The organism is Peribacillus deserti, from assembly GCF_002863585.1.
In the GTDB taxonomy this organism is placed as follows: Bacteria; Bacillota; Bacilli; order Bacillales; family DSM-1321; genus Paraperibacillus; species Paraperibacillus deserti_A.
On sequence record NZ_PGUY01000036.1, the window covers coordinates 12,332 to 27,704 of the forward strand.

The 15,373-nt window shown below is 39.8% G+C and carries 14 protein-coding genes; 10 read left to right on the plus strand and 4 right to left on the minus strand.

Features of this window, described 5'->3' with window-relative positions:
- Positions 1-39 precede the first annotated feature (39 nt).
- The 4 genes from CUU66_RS11645 to CUU66_RS11660 all read left to right on the plus strand — a co-directional run bounded on the left by CUU66_RS11645 (position 40) and on the right by CUU66_RS11660 (position 3,039).
- Complete coding sequence (locus tag CUU66_RS11645) at positions 40-2,154, plus strand: MMPL family transporter (RefSeq protein ID WP_101642297.1); 2,115 nt, start codon at positions 40-42, stop codon at positions 2,152-2,154.
- A 16-nt stretch (positions 2,155-2,170) separates the two neighbouring features.
- Entirely contained in the window at positions 2,171-2,518 is a 348-nt protein-coding gene (locus tag CUU66_RS11650; RefSeq protein WP_101642299.1) for a hypothetical protein, read from the plus strand.
- A gap of 13 nt (positions 2,519-2,531) precedes the next feature.
- Complete coding sequence (locus CUU66_RS24850; RefSeq protein ID WP_257967974.1) at positions 2,532-2,654, plus strand: hypothetical protein; 123 nt, start codon at positions 2,532-2,534, stop codon at positions 2,652-2,654.
- Positions 2,655-2,835: 181 nt separating this feature from the next.
- A complete protein-coding gene (locus CUU66_RS11660; RefSeq protein WP_101642301.1) occupies positions 2,836-3,039 on the plus strand; it encodes a hypothetical protein in 204 nt (67 codons plus the stop codon).
- Positions 3,040-3,486: 447 nt separating this feature from the next.
- On the opposite strand, the gene CUU66_RS11665 is transcribed toward CUU66_RS11660, so the two are convergent.
- Positions 3,487-5,085: a serine hydrolase domain-containing protein gene (locus CUU66_RS11665; RefSeq protein ID WP_101642303.1), complete on the minus strand. Its 1,599-nt coding sequence runs from the start codon at positions 5,083-5,085 to the stop codon at positions 3,487-3,489.
- A gap of 149 nt (positions 5,086-5,234) precedes the next feature.
- On the opposite strand from CUU66_RS11665, the gene CUU66_RS25410 reads away from it, so the two are divergent.
- Entirely contained in the window at positions 5,235-5,321 is an 87-nt protein-coding gene (locus CUU66_RS25410; protein ID WP_142383723.1) for an IS3 family transposase, read from the plus strand.
- 109 nt (positions 5,322-5,430) lie between these two features.
- Here CUU66_RS25410 and galU read toward each other — a convergent pair whose 3' ends face one another.
- Positions 5,431-6,321 carry a UTP--glucose-1-phosphate uridylyltransferase GalU gene (gene galU / locus CUU66_RS11670; RefSeq protein WP_101642305.1) on the minus strand — a complete coding sequence of 297 codons (891 nt, stop codon included), beginning with the start codon at positions 6,319-6,321 and terminating at the stop codon, positions 5,431-5,433.
- A 121-nt stretch (positions 6,322-6,442) separates the two neighbouring features.
- Complete coding sequence (locus tag CUU66_RS11675) at positions 6,443-7,969, minus strand: glycosyltransferase family 2 protein (RefSeq protein WP_257967975.1); 1,527 nt, start codon at positions 7,967-7,969, stop codon at positions 6,443-6,445.
- A 360-nt stretch (positions 7,970-8,329) separates the two neighbouring features.
- Between CUU66_RS11675 and CUU66_RS11685 the strand changes: the two genes are divergently transcribed.
- Positions 8,330-8,674 carry a helix-turn-helix domain-containing protein gene (locus CUU66_RS11685; protein WP_101642310.1) on the plus strand — a complete coding sequence of 115 codons (345 nt, stop codon included), beginning with the start codon at positions 8,330-8,332 and terminating at the stop codon, positions 8,672-8,674.
- 391 nt (positions 8,675-9,065) lie between these two features.
- On the opposite strand, the gene CUU66_RS11690 is transcribed toward CUU66_RS11685, so the two are convergent.
- Entirely contained in the window at positions 9,066-10,268 is a 1,203-nt protein-coding gene (locus tag CUU66_RS11690) for an MFS transporter (RefSeq protein ID WP_101642312.1), read from the minus strand.
- 453 nt (positions 10,269-10,721) lie between these two features.
- Between CUU66_RS11690 and CUU66_RS11695 the strand changes: the two genes are divergently transcribed.
- The 4 genes from CUU66_RS11695 to CUU66_RS11710 all read left to right on the plus strand — a co-directional run bounded on the left by CUU66_RS11695 (position 10,722) and on the right by CUU66_RS11710 (position 15,365).
- Positions 10,722-11,711, plus strand: coding sequence for a LacI family DNA-binding transcriptional regulator (locus CUU66_RS11695; RefSeq protein ID WP_101642315.1), 990 nt, complete (start codon positions 10,722-10,724; stop codon positions 11,709-11,711).
- A 123-nt stretch (positions 11,712-11,834) separates the two neighbouring features.
- Entirely contained in the window at positions 11,835-12,803 is a 969-nt protein-coding gene (locus CUU66_RS11700; RefSeq protein WP_101642318.1) for a substrate-binding domain-containing protein, read from the plus strand.
- An 80-nt stretch (positions 12,804-12,883) separates the two neighbouring features.
- Positions 12,884-14,398, plus strand: a complete 1,515-nt coding sequence (locus tag CUU66_RS11705) for a sugar ABC transporter ATP-binding protein (protein WP_101642320.1) — start codon at positions 12,884-12,886, stop codon at positions 14,396-14,398.
- On the plus strand, positions 14,391-15,365 hold the full coding sequence (locus CUU66_RS11710; protein ID WP_101642323.1) for an ABC transporter permease: 975 nt from the start codon (positions 14,391-14,393) through the stop codon (positions 15,363-15,365). Before CUU66_RS11705 ends, CUU66_RS11710 begins: the two co-directional genes overlap by 8 nt.
- The last annotated feature ends 8 nt before the right edge of the window (positions 15,366-15,373 follow it).

A 15,373-nucleotide genomic window follows, 5' to 3' on the forward strand; every position in this document is an offset into this window, starting at 1 on the left:
GTTGAGTTATGGCGAAAAAGCAGGAGGGAGATCAATTATATGAATGCGTTTTTACAGTCCGTAACGGACCGTGTGTCATCAAAAAGGGGAATGTGGACAACACTTGCCATCTGGCTCGCACTTACGGTACTACTTGCGATTTTGGCCCCGAGCGCGAAGGATTACGAAACATCCAGTATAAGTTCACTCCCATCTGATGCAAAATCCGTTCTTGCTCAAAAGAAGGCAGATCATTACTTTAAAGGTAATGACGGTCTTCCTGCTATATTAGTTTTTCAAGCAGAGCATAAGGAAATTATGCTTTCGCAGTTCGAAACATTTCTAAAAGAAATTCAGCAGATGGATGGAATTAAAGAGGCTGTTCCTATCACTACTATGCCGCCTCAAGCAGCAGAAAACTTCATCTCAAAAGATGGCAGTACCGTTCTTCTGCCCTTAACATTTGAGCCATCCCTTGAAACAAAAGAAATAAGAATATTGCTGGATCAGATTACCGAACTTAACAAAAATTCTACAGATTTAACTCTTTATATCACTGGGCCTGCAGGAATTGCGGTGGATATCCTTAATCTCTTTTCCCGGGCGGATCTTGTACTTTTATTATCAACGGTCGTGTTGATTCTAATCCTGCTGATTGTTATTTATCGTTCTCCATTATTAGCTCTGATTCCGCTGCTCGCGGCAGCTTTTGTATATGAAGTTGTCAATGGTGCACTGGGAATCATGGGAAAAGCAGGATTACAGGTAAGCAGCCAGACGTTTTCCATTATGACCATCCTGTTATTTGCAGCCGTTATTGATTATTCTTTATTTGTTTTTTCACGGTATCGTGAAGAATTGAAAAAGCATGAGAGTAAATTTAACGCCATGCAGCTGGCTATGAGGGAAACCGGATTGCCTGTCTTCTTTTCAGGGGGGACCGTTTTAGCGGCCATGCTTGTTTTGTTCTTTGCTAAATCCGGGGATTATCGAAATTTCGCTCCTGTATTTGCAACGGCCATGCTCATTATCATGCTGGCTTCCATTACACTGGTGCCTGCCTTGTTTGCCTTATTTGGAAGAAAGTCGTTCTGGCCTAGAATTCCAAGGGTAGGAGACAAAACTGCAGCCGCTAAATCGGTATGGGGCAGGATTGGCCATTTCGTAGTTAGAAAACCAGTGCTGTCCATTGTGGTGATTGGAGTCATTCTGCTGGCAGCCGCACTAAACATGTTCAATCTAAAATATGAATTTGATACGATAAAGTCCTTCCCAGAAAATATGTCTTCAAGAATGGGCTATGAGATATTAGAGGAGAAGTTTGAAAAGGGTGACCTGGCCCCGACAACCGTATTGTTTGAGGCTGATGAACCGGTATCTTCCCGGCAGCAGGGCGCTTTGCTCAAGGAACTCTCTGACCAGCCGCTGGTGAGCACCGTCCGTCCAAATGGAGTGTCTGCTGATGATAAAGTCATTCAATATGATCTGACATTTACGGAAAACCCGTATGCAGCTGAAACGATGGACGCATTAGAAAAAATGAGAAATAAATCAAGTGAGCTGCTGGAGGGAAGCAATCTGGAGGGAGAACTTCACTTTGCTGGAGAAACAGCTGAGAAAGTAGATGACCGAGCAGCGAATGACAGAGATCTAGTGGTGATCGTCCTGCTTGAATCACTCCTCATATTCATACTGTTAATTATTCTGACCAGGTCTATTAAAATGCCAATCTATATGATGGGTACTATTTTAATCTCGTTCCTTGCGGCAGTTGGTTTAGGCATGTTCCTTAGCAGCCTGTTCTTTGATATTGCTGCAATCAGTAACCGGGTACCGCTTTATGCCTTTGTCTTCTTAGTTGCCCTTGGGATTGATTACAATATTATGTTAATCTCAAGATTTATAGAAGAACGCGGGAAATATTCCGTAAAAGAAGCAGTCGAAATAGCCGTCTCAAACACAGGCGGAGTTATTTCATCGGCTGGTATTATTCTTGCAGCTACTTTTGCTGTCTTGATGACACAGCCCATCCAGTTATTATTCGTTTTCGGCTTTATTGTTGCGGTAGGCATTCTGCTTGATACATTCCTAATTAGGGGCATATTGCTCCCAGCGTTAATCGTACTTCTTGAAAAAGATACAGCTTCAGTAAAGGAGCGGGCTGCATCTAAATAATCATTTGAGGATAGCCATGAAGCCATTCGGTTTCATGGCTTTTTTGTTCAGTGGAAATTCTGCATATAAGATCATCGAATCTAAAGGAGCAACGTATTACGGAATCGCTATGGGATTAGCCAGAATCACTAGAGCCATCCTAAAAAACGAGCATGTTATTCTGCCGGTTGGGGCTATATTAGATGGGGAATTGGGGCACCGTGACGTATGTATCGGCGTACCATTTGTAATTAACCGGAGCGGGATCAAGAGCATTGTAGAGCTAACCTTAAACGATAGCGAAAAAGAGAAGCTGGCAAACTCTATTAAAAACTTAAAGACATTCAAGCTAAAGTTTGGCAGTAGGTTCAATATTCTTATTTAAGGGAGTCTTAACTATGTTAGTAGGAACTTTCCATCCGTTCGATAATCTGGCCGTCTCTGCAGCCGTTGCCGCAATACCAATCCTTTCACTTCTCTCTACTGCCGGCCATATCATAGGCAAAACCCATCACCCTTAGTTTCTGCAAATACAGCAGGGGGAGTCATGTCGAAGCTTGTAACTCTACAATCCATTGCCATAACATCAGCCGCAGCAGGCGAAACAATGAAACGGCCTTTGACACTTCAACTCCTGTTTTGGACCGTTAGCGTTTGTTGTTAGGGTCATTCTAGTGATGTAAAAGACAGAAGCGATATCTTATGAGGAATCGCTTCTCAGGCGCTGTCGAGAAAATCTCGGCGGCTTTTCTACTGTTTGGATATACGCGCATCGATCCAGCCTGGGCTGGTGCAAACATCTGGTTCCTTGCACGGTATCGGACCCTGCATGGTCTTGCCGGGGGTCATCGAAGCGCTGCCGTTTACAGAGAATTACCGCTCGGCATAAGCATATTCTTAAAATGAAAAGCATAAAGAATGCTGGGTAAGCATAAGGCACCAAACATAAGCATAGGAGGAAGGCAGATAATCATAAACTATGAAAACATAAGCATAAGATCAAGAAACGTAAGCATAAACCTCCAACATATAAGCATATCTCAATATAAGTTAAGCATAAACCCTTTTGTGTGCTTCTACTTCTATCAAATTTAATAAAAATGCTTTCCGAAAAGCCTGTTTTTCCATAGCTGGGGATTCAAGCTGCCAAAAGGGGTACCAATAATAGGGCTCATCCGTTAAAAATATTTGTTTTTCGGTGAAAATCGGCCGGAATTTCACCGTGCTAAAGCACTCGTTCGACCTCGAAAGTTCACACGGAAGCGGAAAACATCACTAAATTCGCTAAGTCTTTTAAAATGGCAAACTTTCTTTTTATCTAACGGACTTCTCCTTCCATAGGAACCACTTTTATTATTGTTGAATAACAGGTGCCTGTATGCCTAGCTTCGGGAACCGCCAGGCGTTATCGAATACCAGGTCAATAGTACGGTTTATTTCAGTAAAGCTTACTAACCCATAATCAGTCATAAATAGATTACTTGCTATTGCTTCAGTTTCTAATTCCTGGCTTGTTTGCTGATCCTTAATGATTAGTGAGTTTCCTTGTATAGAGACCTTATAAGTATCTCTCCCGTTACTAAATGTGCCTTCATAGTTAATCCAGTCAGCTGTATTGGCGGTATAAATCTGTTTAAACTCTGGTGATGCCTTTCCATTTATCATGATACATTTAGATGGCTGCTCAGCGGAACAGGCGGGAAAGCCAACAGTGAAAGTAACAGCACCGTTATGGTCCCGGGTATAATAAGTGTCGATGCTGTGTCTCAATAAATCGTATGTTTGGTCATTATGCTTAAGAAACCAGTTTCCATCATCTTTTAAAATAGTAATAAGACCCTTATAGCTGTGTAGAAAGGTTCCTTCATAGGCTGATAAATCGGGTAACCCTTCGGAAGGGGCTGAATCAATATCATCTTGACTGCTTTGGTCTAATAATGCGTCCACTATCTTATATCCGGCCTGGAAGATGTTTTCTCCGTTTGCCAATGCAATGACGGCAATCCCTTTTTCGGGAACTAGGATAAACTGGCTGGAGTACTGACTTCCATACTGTCCGTAATGCCAGAACCGTTTAATTCCGCCTTTTGATTCCTGGAAGAATGAAATGCCGCACCCTGCATCCGTTAACTTGAACCATCTAGTCTGCTGAGTTCTCATCTCTTGTAAAGAGGAGGCAGAAATAATCTGCTGGCCCTCGTATACGCCTTCCTGCAGATGCATCAGTGCGAACTGGCATAGATCTTTTATAGAGGAAAAGGCATAATACGAAGGATAGCTTTCCATGTCATTGTAAAATTGATGCAAAACTTCCAATTCTGCACGGTCATTCTTATGATGAGGCATTGCTAAGGGGTAAGTCATGGCTTTCAACGGATCATAAGTAGTCTGTGTCATCTTTAATGGTTCAAAAAGAAGTTCCTGCATGAGGGACGCAAACGGCTTGTTCGTTACCTGCTCTGCAACAAATCCGGCGATATTCAGTGCATGATTGCCATAGGAGTAGGCAGTTCCTGGATGGAAAAGGACGGGCAGCGTTGGCACCACTTCTCTCATATATTCATCAAGAGTGTGCTCGCTGCTTAAGTCACCTCCTGTGGGCAGTCCAGATGTATGAGATAACAGCATACGAATAGTAATTTCATTGGACCATTCCTGGTCAGCAGCCGTAAACCATGGTACATATGCCTGTACAGGCTGGTCTAAATCAATCAATCCTTTTTCCACCAGCATCATGACAAGAGTTCCCGTAAAAAGTTTGCTTACGGATGCGATACGAAACAGCGTGTCGGTCCGGATGGGGGAACCCCATTCCTCAACAGCAGTCCTTCCGAACCCTTTTGCAAAAATAACCTCGCAATCTTTAATAACAGCCACTGCCGCCCCTGGAATATTATTTACTTTCATTGAATCTTCCATAATAGTTTGCACTTTTTCAAATAAATCGGTCATCACTCAGGTCTCCTACATATACATTGTGTTCGGTAGATAATTCAATAAAGGAAAGAGAAGTTCCTGCTTTATTTGATGTATTTCTTGTATAGGTATACCAGCCAATGGTAAACGTCCTATAAAACTTTGAATTCCTGGGTTAGTGAGCTATTAATAGGCAGAGGGAACAGAGAAATGTCAAATTAAAAAAGATGTCCCCTGTTCAATACAGAGATCATCTTCTTGAGGAAGTATAATAATTTTTTTAAAAATGAATGTCCTTTACAAGTATACAGATTGTCAAAGACCTGTAACTTATTATTCATCCGTTTTGTAAAATTAAAATTTGCATTTTTTAAGTTGCTCTTAAATCTTCAATAACACATTTTCATTAGTACTTACTATTTGCTTCATATAACTTAAAATTTCACTCCGAAGATCCTCATGCTGAAGAGCGAAGTCAATCGTGGTTTTAACAAAACCAGCCTTCTCTCCAACATCATATCTTTTTCCTTCAAAATCAAATGCATAAACCTGTTGAATTTTGTTTAACTTCTGAATGGCATCAGTTAACTGTATTTCTCCGCCCGCTCCAGTTTCATGCTGGTTTAAAAACGTAAATATTTCAGGTGTTAGAATATAACGGCCCATTATTGCCAGATTAGACGGAGCTGTTCCTTGAGCAGGTTTTTCAACAAAGTTTTGTACTTCGTACCGTCTACCTTCTTGTGAAATTGGATCAATAACTCCATAACGGTGAGTTTCCTCATTAGGGACGGATTGGACCCCTATTACAGATGAAGAAGTGTGCTCAAATATATTTATTAGCTGCTTTAAACACGGTGTTTTGCTTTGAACAATATCATCACCTAGTAGAACAGCAAATGGTTCATTACCGATAAAGTTGCGTGCACACCAAACAGCATGCCCAAGGCCCTTTGGTTCTTTTTGACGTATATAATGAATATCAGCAAGGTTTGTAGAATACTGGACCTTATCGAGTAAATCAAACTTCCCTTTTTCTATTAAATTTTTCTCAAGCTCTGGTGCGTAATCAAAGTGATCTTCAATTGCCCGTTTCCCTTTTCCGGTTACTATAATAATTTCTTCAATTCCTGAACGGATTGCCTCTTCGACAATATACTGAATAGTTGGCTTATCAACAATAGGCAGCATTTCTTTAGGTTGAGCCTTAGTGGCAGGTAAAAATCTAGTGCCAAAACCTGCTGCAGGAATGATTGCCTTTTTTATTTTCATAAGAGCTCTCCTTAATAGTGAGTATTTTAGATTTCTTAAATTTTCCGAGAGTAATCATAGTATATAGCTTCCCACTTTTTTCTTTATCCTAGTAATATAAATGATGTTAGTAACCTACTAATTAAGCAGTATGTCTGCCTCGTAAAGTCCAAATTTGGTAAAGCATAAATAAAGATGTATAAATTGTTAAATAGGTCAGTGCTATCCAGCCAGCTTTTAAATAAGGTTGTATAGCAAGCTGTACGGACTCACTTGTTAAGTAACTTCTATAATCAAAGCATAAGTAAACAATAGCTATAATTAAAAGAGCTACAATTATAATACCTTCAACAAGTTTGCTTCGTGTAGCACCTCTCTCGGCATTATACTGGATGGCCCATCCGTCTTTTTTGTTTGCAGATAATTTTCCTAACCATACATTAGCAAACGTAATTAAGTTGACCCACAAATAGATTTCAGGACTGATCAGTAAAGCTGCTAATATTACGTCTATTATTCGATGCATTGGGGTCTTAATTGCTAAAATAGTATTGAGGACAGATGCAAGTGCCACTGGAATAACCCATATCCAGGACCAATAAAATTGATCGGTCGCAAGGGAAAGAGCTAATAAAATTATGAACAACAAGCGTACGCTAAGGTCAATGAACGTTTTTATTTGCGATCTCCATATTTTTCCTTTGTGGTTTGATTTTACTCCTATATCTTTGTTTGTAAGTAGTTCTACAGTTCCTGATTGCCATTTATTCCTCTGCTGCCTAAAGGTGTGATATGATTTCATTGCATCTACAAAACAGCGAGCAGTTGGACTAATTAGTGTTTTCCACTTTGATTTTTGGATTTGCCAAGTTAATAACATGTCTTCTACATCACTTTCATCCTGCCAAGGACCATCTAGCTTATTTTCTTCAATAATGTCTTGTAATGCCTCAGGTCTAAATAATGTTGCTTGCCCGCCTAGTACATATGTACTTCCACCTCTGTATTGAAGATCTAATAGCCAGCTTGCCATGTCTTGTTTTTGTTGATGTGTCCACCAACGTGCAATTGCTCCACCATACTCCCCAGTTCTAATCTTTTCCTCGTAATGAACATCATCCTTTGAAATTAAACTTTTCTTTTTTGGCATTCTCATAGTATATTTAGCCATCACTCCACCAATATTTCGAGAACTCATTAACCCTTCCCATAATTGAGTTAGTGCATCTGGGGCAAGCCTGCTATCCGCATCCATGCCAAGTATCGCTTTAACGGATGTCTTATAATATTCCTGATAAATAGTCAGTTTTTTATCATATAAATCCAAAGGGTCCCCATATATACTTTTCCATGCAGCATTTAACGCTCCTACTTTTCTGTGTTTATTGTTTTTTGTAGTTAAAACTTTTAATCTTAATCTAAACTCCTCTCCTGCCTCTAATGCGACTTCTTCTGTCCTATCCGTGCAGTTATCCGCAATGACAATAACATCAAGCTCAACATCTCTTGGCAAGGTTTGGTCCCCTAAACCAGCCAAACAGTCTCGAATTGATTTCTCTTCATTATGCGCAGGAATAAATGCTAAAATTCTCGGTTTCATATACGTATGTCTGACATTGGAAGCATTTGAAACAATTGATTCGTTTGCAAAACTAAATGCGTTTTTCATTCATTATCCTCCCAACATATAAAAGTCTTTCTATAGGCAGCAATTCTATTGAAGATATTAGTATCCTCTTTAAATGCTATCTTCCGAAATATCTTGCTACTAGTAGCTGTGTTCACTAAAGAACTTAATTCAGCAATTATTGTTCTTTTTATCGAACGCTTAATAGGAGTATAGTGGAAAATAGAGAAATTTAAAAATTCTAAAAATAGGTAAAATGGCTTATTTAGTATCATTTTATGTATGTTTTCTCGTTTTCTCTCTCATTTCCTCATTTTTTTGTATTTTATTAAGAACTAAACGTTCTATATAATGAATGGATATTGATCAGATTTTTCGAAATGCATTAAAAGGAGAAGGGGTATGATAGGGAAAGAGATAAAGCGGATAAGACAAAAAAAGGGCTATTCCATTTCTAAACTGGCAAAAATGGCCGATGTTTCGAAGTCATATTTAAGTCAGATTGAAAGAGGACTGCAAACCAACCCCTCTTTACAATTCTTAATGAAGATATCAAAACCACTCGATACGAACTTTGAAAATCTATTTGTTGAGAATAAACATATTACGGGTATCGGGGATGACTTGGATGAAGAATGGAAGCTTCTAATTACACAGGCAATTAACGCAGGAATGAGTAAAGACGACTTTATAAAATATCTTAATTTCATTGAATACCAAAACTGGTTGGACAAAGATGAAGAATGAGAATCTTGTTGTGTACTTGAAAAAATATGAAGTGGATATTTTTTAAAGATGAATTTATTAAGAGACAGGATAATAAAGAGATTAAGACAATACTTAATATTGAATAAACTCTTATAGTGGACTATTGTGATACTGTCGGATATAAGAGTTTATAATTTTTCCTAACAATTTAAGCCGGAGTTTGGTTAGGGTGACATTTGATTCTATATAAATTTTTATGCCGCTTCAACGGATAGTATTAAATTGATTCCTCTTGAAAAATATGGGGAGCACCGGATTCGTTAATAAGATAGAAGTATACTCTATGGTTTTAAATACTATAGAAACCGTGCAACCCATCAAAAAGGGACATCCCCGTTCAGGATATCCCTCCTCAATAAGTATATTAATTTTACGTTAAAGCGTTCATATCCGCTTTTCCTGCATGTTCTTTTTTTCCGTGCATGAAGTAATAAAGAACTATGGATGCCAGTGATAAGACGCCCATGATGATATACAGGGTGCTATAGCCGGTTACTGGAATGATGAAGCCCAGAACATAAGGACCAAACCCAAGTCCAGCGTCTAGAAAAATAAAGAAAGTGGATGTAGCCAGCCCCATCCGGTGCGGCGGGGTTAATTTAACCGCTACAGCCTGGGTGGCTGACTGCATATTACCGAAACCTAATCCGATCAGAACGCCTGCAAGCAGCAGCGTAACGCTGTTACTGACTGTACTTAGAAGCAGCAAGCCGGCCGCTAAGACGATAAAAGCCGGATACATAACATAGTTGGCACCTTTCACATCCATCAAACGCCCTGTGAATGGACGCGAAAGCAATACAGCGATAGCATACACGATGAAGAAGAAACTGGCTGCATCTACAAGATGGACTTCAATGGCATAGAAGTTAATGAAAGAAAGAACACTGGAATAACAGAGAGCAACAGCCAGTGTAACAAGTGCAATAGGCAGTGCCTTAGGCTCTACAAAACTTGAAACGGCAAACCCTTTTACTTGAGGAGTTTTGACTGAGCCGTCCAATGGTGGAACTTGGACGATAAAGGCAATAAGCAAACTGATAATTCCAAGTATGAGACAGAAGCTGAAAATCATCTGGAAGGTTGTATGCTGGCTCATATAAATCCCGATAAAAGGTCCAATGGCTGTGGCAAGGGTCGCACTCATGCTATAATACCCAATTCCTTCCCCTTTCCGCTTGCCTGGTATAATCTGAGCGACAATCGTACCGGTTGCCGTGCTGGCTATGCCGAGTGTAGTGCCGTGTATTAAACGGGTCACAAGCAGAAGGGTGATTCCGCCGTTGACAAAATATAAAAGAGTGGACAATGTAAAGAATATTAACCCGATGAACAATGTCCGCTTCCGGCCGATTGAATCAATAAAACGGCCGATAAACAGACGTCCAATTAAAGTCCCAATTATAAAAATCCCCGTTACAAGTCCGGCCTCGCTTGTAGATGCATCATATTCATCAACAGTATAGACTGCAATGGTTACCATCAATAAATAGAAGATCAAGGTCAATAAAAAATTGACGGAAGAAACAACAATAAAATCCTTCGTCCATAATTTTGATTCTGAAGTATTCACTTTTTTATCCCCTCTCTAAAATTTTTGTCAAAATCTGCACAACATGGCAGGATAGGGAGCATTAAGGAACTCACTATAAATAGTTAACTTAGATAATATTTATAAACTATAACTATATTAATGTACCAAAAAAAACAGCGGCATGTACAGAGTTAGTATCACGAACCCACTATAAAACTAATCTAAAATAGAAATTTACTTTTTTTATGTAATTGATTACATAAAAAACATATCTCTGGAATTGGCTCAGTAATTATCAGTATAGGTATTATTTCTTCCCAGTCTCCTAATCTTTACATGTATCAGTCTTATTTCCGTGTTTATGCTCATTTTTTTCAAAATTACCCCCTTAGATCCAATTGACAGAATATTTGGTATGTATTACCATGTAAATGTAATCGATTACATTTACGGGACATATTAGTAAAGGGAAAGAAAGCAGGGGTTTTAGGGATGGCAAATATACAGCAGGTTGCCAGTTTGGCGGGTGTATCGGTAGCTACGGTATCTAGAGTGGTAAATGGACAAATAACAGTCTCCCCAAAGACAAGAATTAAAGTGGAACAGGCAATCAAGGAACTCAATTATGAACCCAGCATGCTGGGCAGAAATTTGAGAACATCAGAAAGCCGCATTCTCCTAGTCTTGATCCCTACCATTTCAAATCCATTCTATTTAGAAATCATCAGAGGAATAGAGGATATCGCTATCAGCCAGGATTACAATATCCTTTTATGCCAGACTGACACGAATCCTGAACGGGAAAATATTTATTTTAATTTAGTCCGTAAAAAAATGGCTGACGGCATTATTTCAATGGATCCGGCGGTCAACATAGAGACGTTGGTAGCCCTGTCTGAACATCATGCTATCATTCAATGCAGCGAATATACAATCAATAGCGGCATCCCTTTTGTATCAATAGATAACGAAGGAGCATCTTATCGGGCGGTAAAACATCTCATCAAGCTTGGACATGAAAAAATAGCTTTGATTAATACCGATGAAAAATATTTGTATGCAAGACAGCGGCAAATGGGATATCAAAAAGCCCTAGAAGAACATGGCATCCCTGTTGATCAAGGATATATTTTTCATGCGCAGCAAATAGGTTTAGAGTATGGCCAGCAGGCAATGAAAAAAATCTTGGATATGGATGAAATGCCGACTGCCGTTTTTGCTGTATCTGATTTATTGGCAATCGGTGCTCTTAAAGAAATAAACAGTCTGGGATTAAAAGTGCCGGATGATATAGCCCTGGTTGGTTTCGATAAGATCGATTTTTCTAATATGACCAATCCAACTCTCACAACAATTGCCCAGCCTATGTATAAGATGGGAACACTCGCAGCGAAGATGCTGATTAATAAGATTAAAGGCGAGCGGGTTGAAAGCATCATTTTAGACCATGAATTAGTCATTCGCGAATCGACCTCAGGATAGCTTGCAGCTGAGATCAGCGTTCTGTTATTGAAATATTTTAATGATAGAACGCTGGCCTTAGATGTAAAGGAAAACGGTTACATAAAAGGAGAGCTTTTTATTAAAGTAAGGGGGGAATAGGTTTTGAAGAAATGGTTAGTGTTATGTATGTGTTTGGTGACAGTACTTGGTCTGGCGGCTTGCAGCAGCAGTAAAAGCAGCAGTGATGGCGGCAAGAAAGACGATACCTTGAAAATTGGCATCTCTCTTCCATCTGCTACACACGGATGGATGGGTGCATTAATCGACAGTGCCGAAAAGCAGGCAAAAGAATTAAAGAAAAGCGATGGTATTGAGTATGTGCTTACTAATGCGACAGATCCGAACAAGCAGGCAAATGACATCGACGATTTAATCTCCCAGGATGTGGATGCTATTGTGATGCTTCCTATCGAATCAGCTGCCCTTACTCCAGTCGGCCAAAAAATTAAAGATGCAGGCATTCCTTTAGTCATTGTTGACCGTGAATTGGAAAATGATGCAGCCACTGTTGTTGTAAAAGGTGACAATGAAGGGATTGGTGTAAATGCAGGAAAATACTTCATTGAAAAGTTAAATGGAAAAGGTAAAGTGGTCGAAATCACAGGACCGCCAAGCTCAGTTACCGAACAGCGTGGAAAAGGCTTTAAAGAAGCGATGGAAAGCTCTGACGGCATTGAAGTCATCGCTTCTCAGAGCGGTGACTTCTCAACAGAAAAATCCTTGGAGGTCATGCAAAACATTTTGCAGGCAAATTCTCACATTGACGCTGTTTTCACTCAGGATGACGGCATGGCTCTAGGAGTGCTGCAGGCTATAAAAGAAGCTGGCCGTAAAGATATTCAATTCATTACTGGCGCAGGGGGCGGCAAGGCAGTATTTGAAAACATGAAAGAAGACGGCTTGATTACGGCTACATTCCTATACTCACCAACTATGGTTAAAGATGCTGTGAAAATTGCTGCAGATCTAGCAAAAGGCGGGAAACCAACAGAAAAAATGGTGGTAAAGGAAGCTACTCAGGTCACAAAAGAGAACGTCGAAGAACACTATGACCCAGAATCTAAATTCTAAATAAGCGAGAGGGAAATACTATAGTTGTTTTTAGACAGTTATGGTATTTCCTCTTTTCCTATAACGGAGGGATAAATAATATGTCTGCGGATCCTTTCATGATAATGAAGAATATTGAAAAATCTTTTAACGGTGTACCGGTCTTAAAAAAAGTGACCTTGGAGATTCAGCGGGGTGAAATCCATGCTTTGCTTGGTGAAAATGGAGCAGGGAAATCCACCTTGATGAACGTCTTAGGGGGCGTCCACCAGCCGGATAATGGATTAATCAACCTTAACGGAGAAGCTGTTAAAATGACCACTCCCAGAGTCTCTCAGGCACATGGAATCAGCTTTATACATCAGGAACTCAATGTAGTGCCTGATCTGAGAGTCTATGAAAATATGTTCCTAGGTTCTGAGCTGAGGAATAAAATAGGTTTTTTAAAAGTAGAAGAAATGTGCAGGCAGACAAGCAGCGTACTGGAACAGCTTGGAGTCAGCATTAATCCAAAAGAATATGTACGAAATCTGGATACTTCCTATAAACAATTAATTGAAATCGCCAAGGCTCTGCTGCACAAATCATCGCTGATCATTATGGACGAACCGACCTCTTCACTGGCGGAGCACGAGGTAAATCGTTTATTCAAGTTAATGAATAATCTGAAGAACTCGGGTGTTTCCATCATCTATATTTCCCACAAATTAAAAGAAATCAAAAAGGTTTGTGACCGTTATACGGTTCTCCGTGATGGAGAAGTTGTTGGAACGGGATGTATCGAGAATGAAAGTCTGGATACCATTACGAAACTTATGGTTGGAAAATCTATTTCTGAAGACCGTTTTATACACGGACATTCATTTGGGCCCGTGCTGCTTGAAGTAAATCATTTAACGAGTGAAGGATTATTTAACAATATTGATTTTACAGTCCGGAAAGGTGAAATACTGGGCTTTACGGGTTTAGCTGGGGACGGCAGGACAGAACTTTTTGAAAGCTTGTTTGGTTATCGGAAAAATTACTCTGGCAGCATAAAGATAAATAACCAGCCGGTGAAAATAGATCACCCTAGTAAAGCCATAAAAGCAGGAATTGGCCTCGTTCCAAAAGATCGAAAAGAAAATGCCATAATCAAGGATTTGAGCGTTGTACATAATATGAGCTTATCTGCTATGAGAAACTTTGAAAAGTTTGGGTTTATCCGGGATCAATTAGAAAATCAAATCTTTCAATCTTATAAAGAAAAATTGAATATAAAAGTACATAATGCTGGTATTACCATCGACAAGCTAAGCGGAGGCAATCAGCAAAAGGTCATTATTGCGAAGTGGCTTGAAGTAAATACAGATATCATTATTTTTGATAATCCAACTCAGGGGATAGATGTTGGAGCAAAGCAGGAGATTTACCACCATATCATTACATTGGCTGAACAAGGAAAAGCAGTCATTATATTATCCTCAGAAGCGCCGGAGGTTTTAAAGATTTGCCATAACATTTATGTCATGTACCAGGGGGAAATAACAGCCCGATTTAAGGGAGAGGAAGCAACAGAAGATGAAATTATGAGCTATGCAACTGGCTCGAAAAGGGAGGCTCACCAAATTGGCTAATTTAGAACTAAAAGAATACAATCAGCAAACATCAACTACAAAGACCCGCCTCTCTTGGCTGTGGTCAGAGTACAGTGTCATCATTGCATTTTTAATTATTTTTATCGCGGCATCCATTATGAGCCCTAGATTCCTGGATATTAATAATCAGCTGAATATATTGATGCAGGTTTCTATAATAGGAATTGTTGCCCTGGGAATGACGGTTGTTATGCTTTCAGGCGGGATTGATTTATCGGTTGGTTCAGTCCTTGTATTGGTCGGTGTCATTTCGGTACTCGCATTAAATGCTTCCGGAAGCATTTTTGTTGCCATTTTAACTGCATTGGCCATAGGATCAGCAGCAGGCTTTTTAAATGGATTAATGGTGGCAAAAGGCAGGATTGCATCTTTCATTGCCACATTGGGCATGATGGCGGGAGCGCGCTCGATTGCATTATATATTGCCGAGGGAGGCAGTGTGTCAGGAAAAGTATCCGGTTTCACTGCAATTGCCAACAGTGATTTATGGCTGATTGATTACCCAATCATAATCTTCTTGATCATGACAGTCCTTGTCTATGTCCTCATGCATAAAACTCGCTTTGGACGGTATGTGTATGCGCTTGGAAGCAATGAGAAGGCAGCACTCTTATCCGCCATACGTGTTGACCGTGTCAAGCTGGGTGTCTATAGTCTGGCAGGGTTATTAGTGAGTGTTGCAGCGATTATTGAAACATCCCGGCTAAATTCCATATCCTCATCAAGCTCAGGTGTTCAGTACGAATTGGACGCGATTGCTGCTGTTATAATCGGCGGAACGAGAATGACAGGCGGCCGAGGTAAGATCATCGGTACATTCTTTGGGGTTCTGATTCTAGGTATCTTAAATAATATGATGAATTTGATGAACGTCTCACCGCATCTTCAAGGATTTGTAAAGGGATTGATTATTATCGTAGCCGTTTTATTCCAAAAAAGAGAATAGGAGGATCA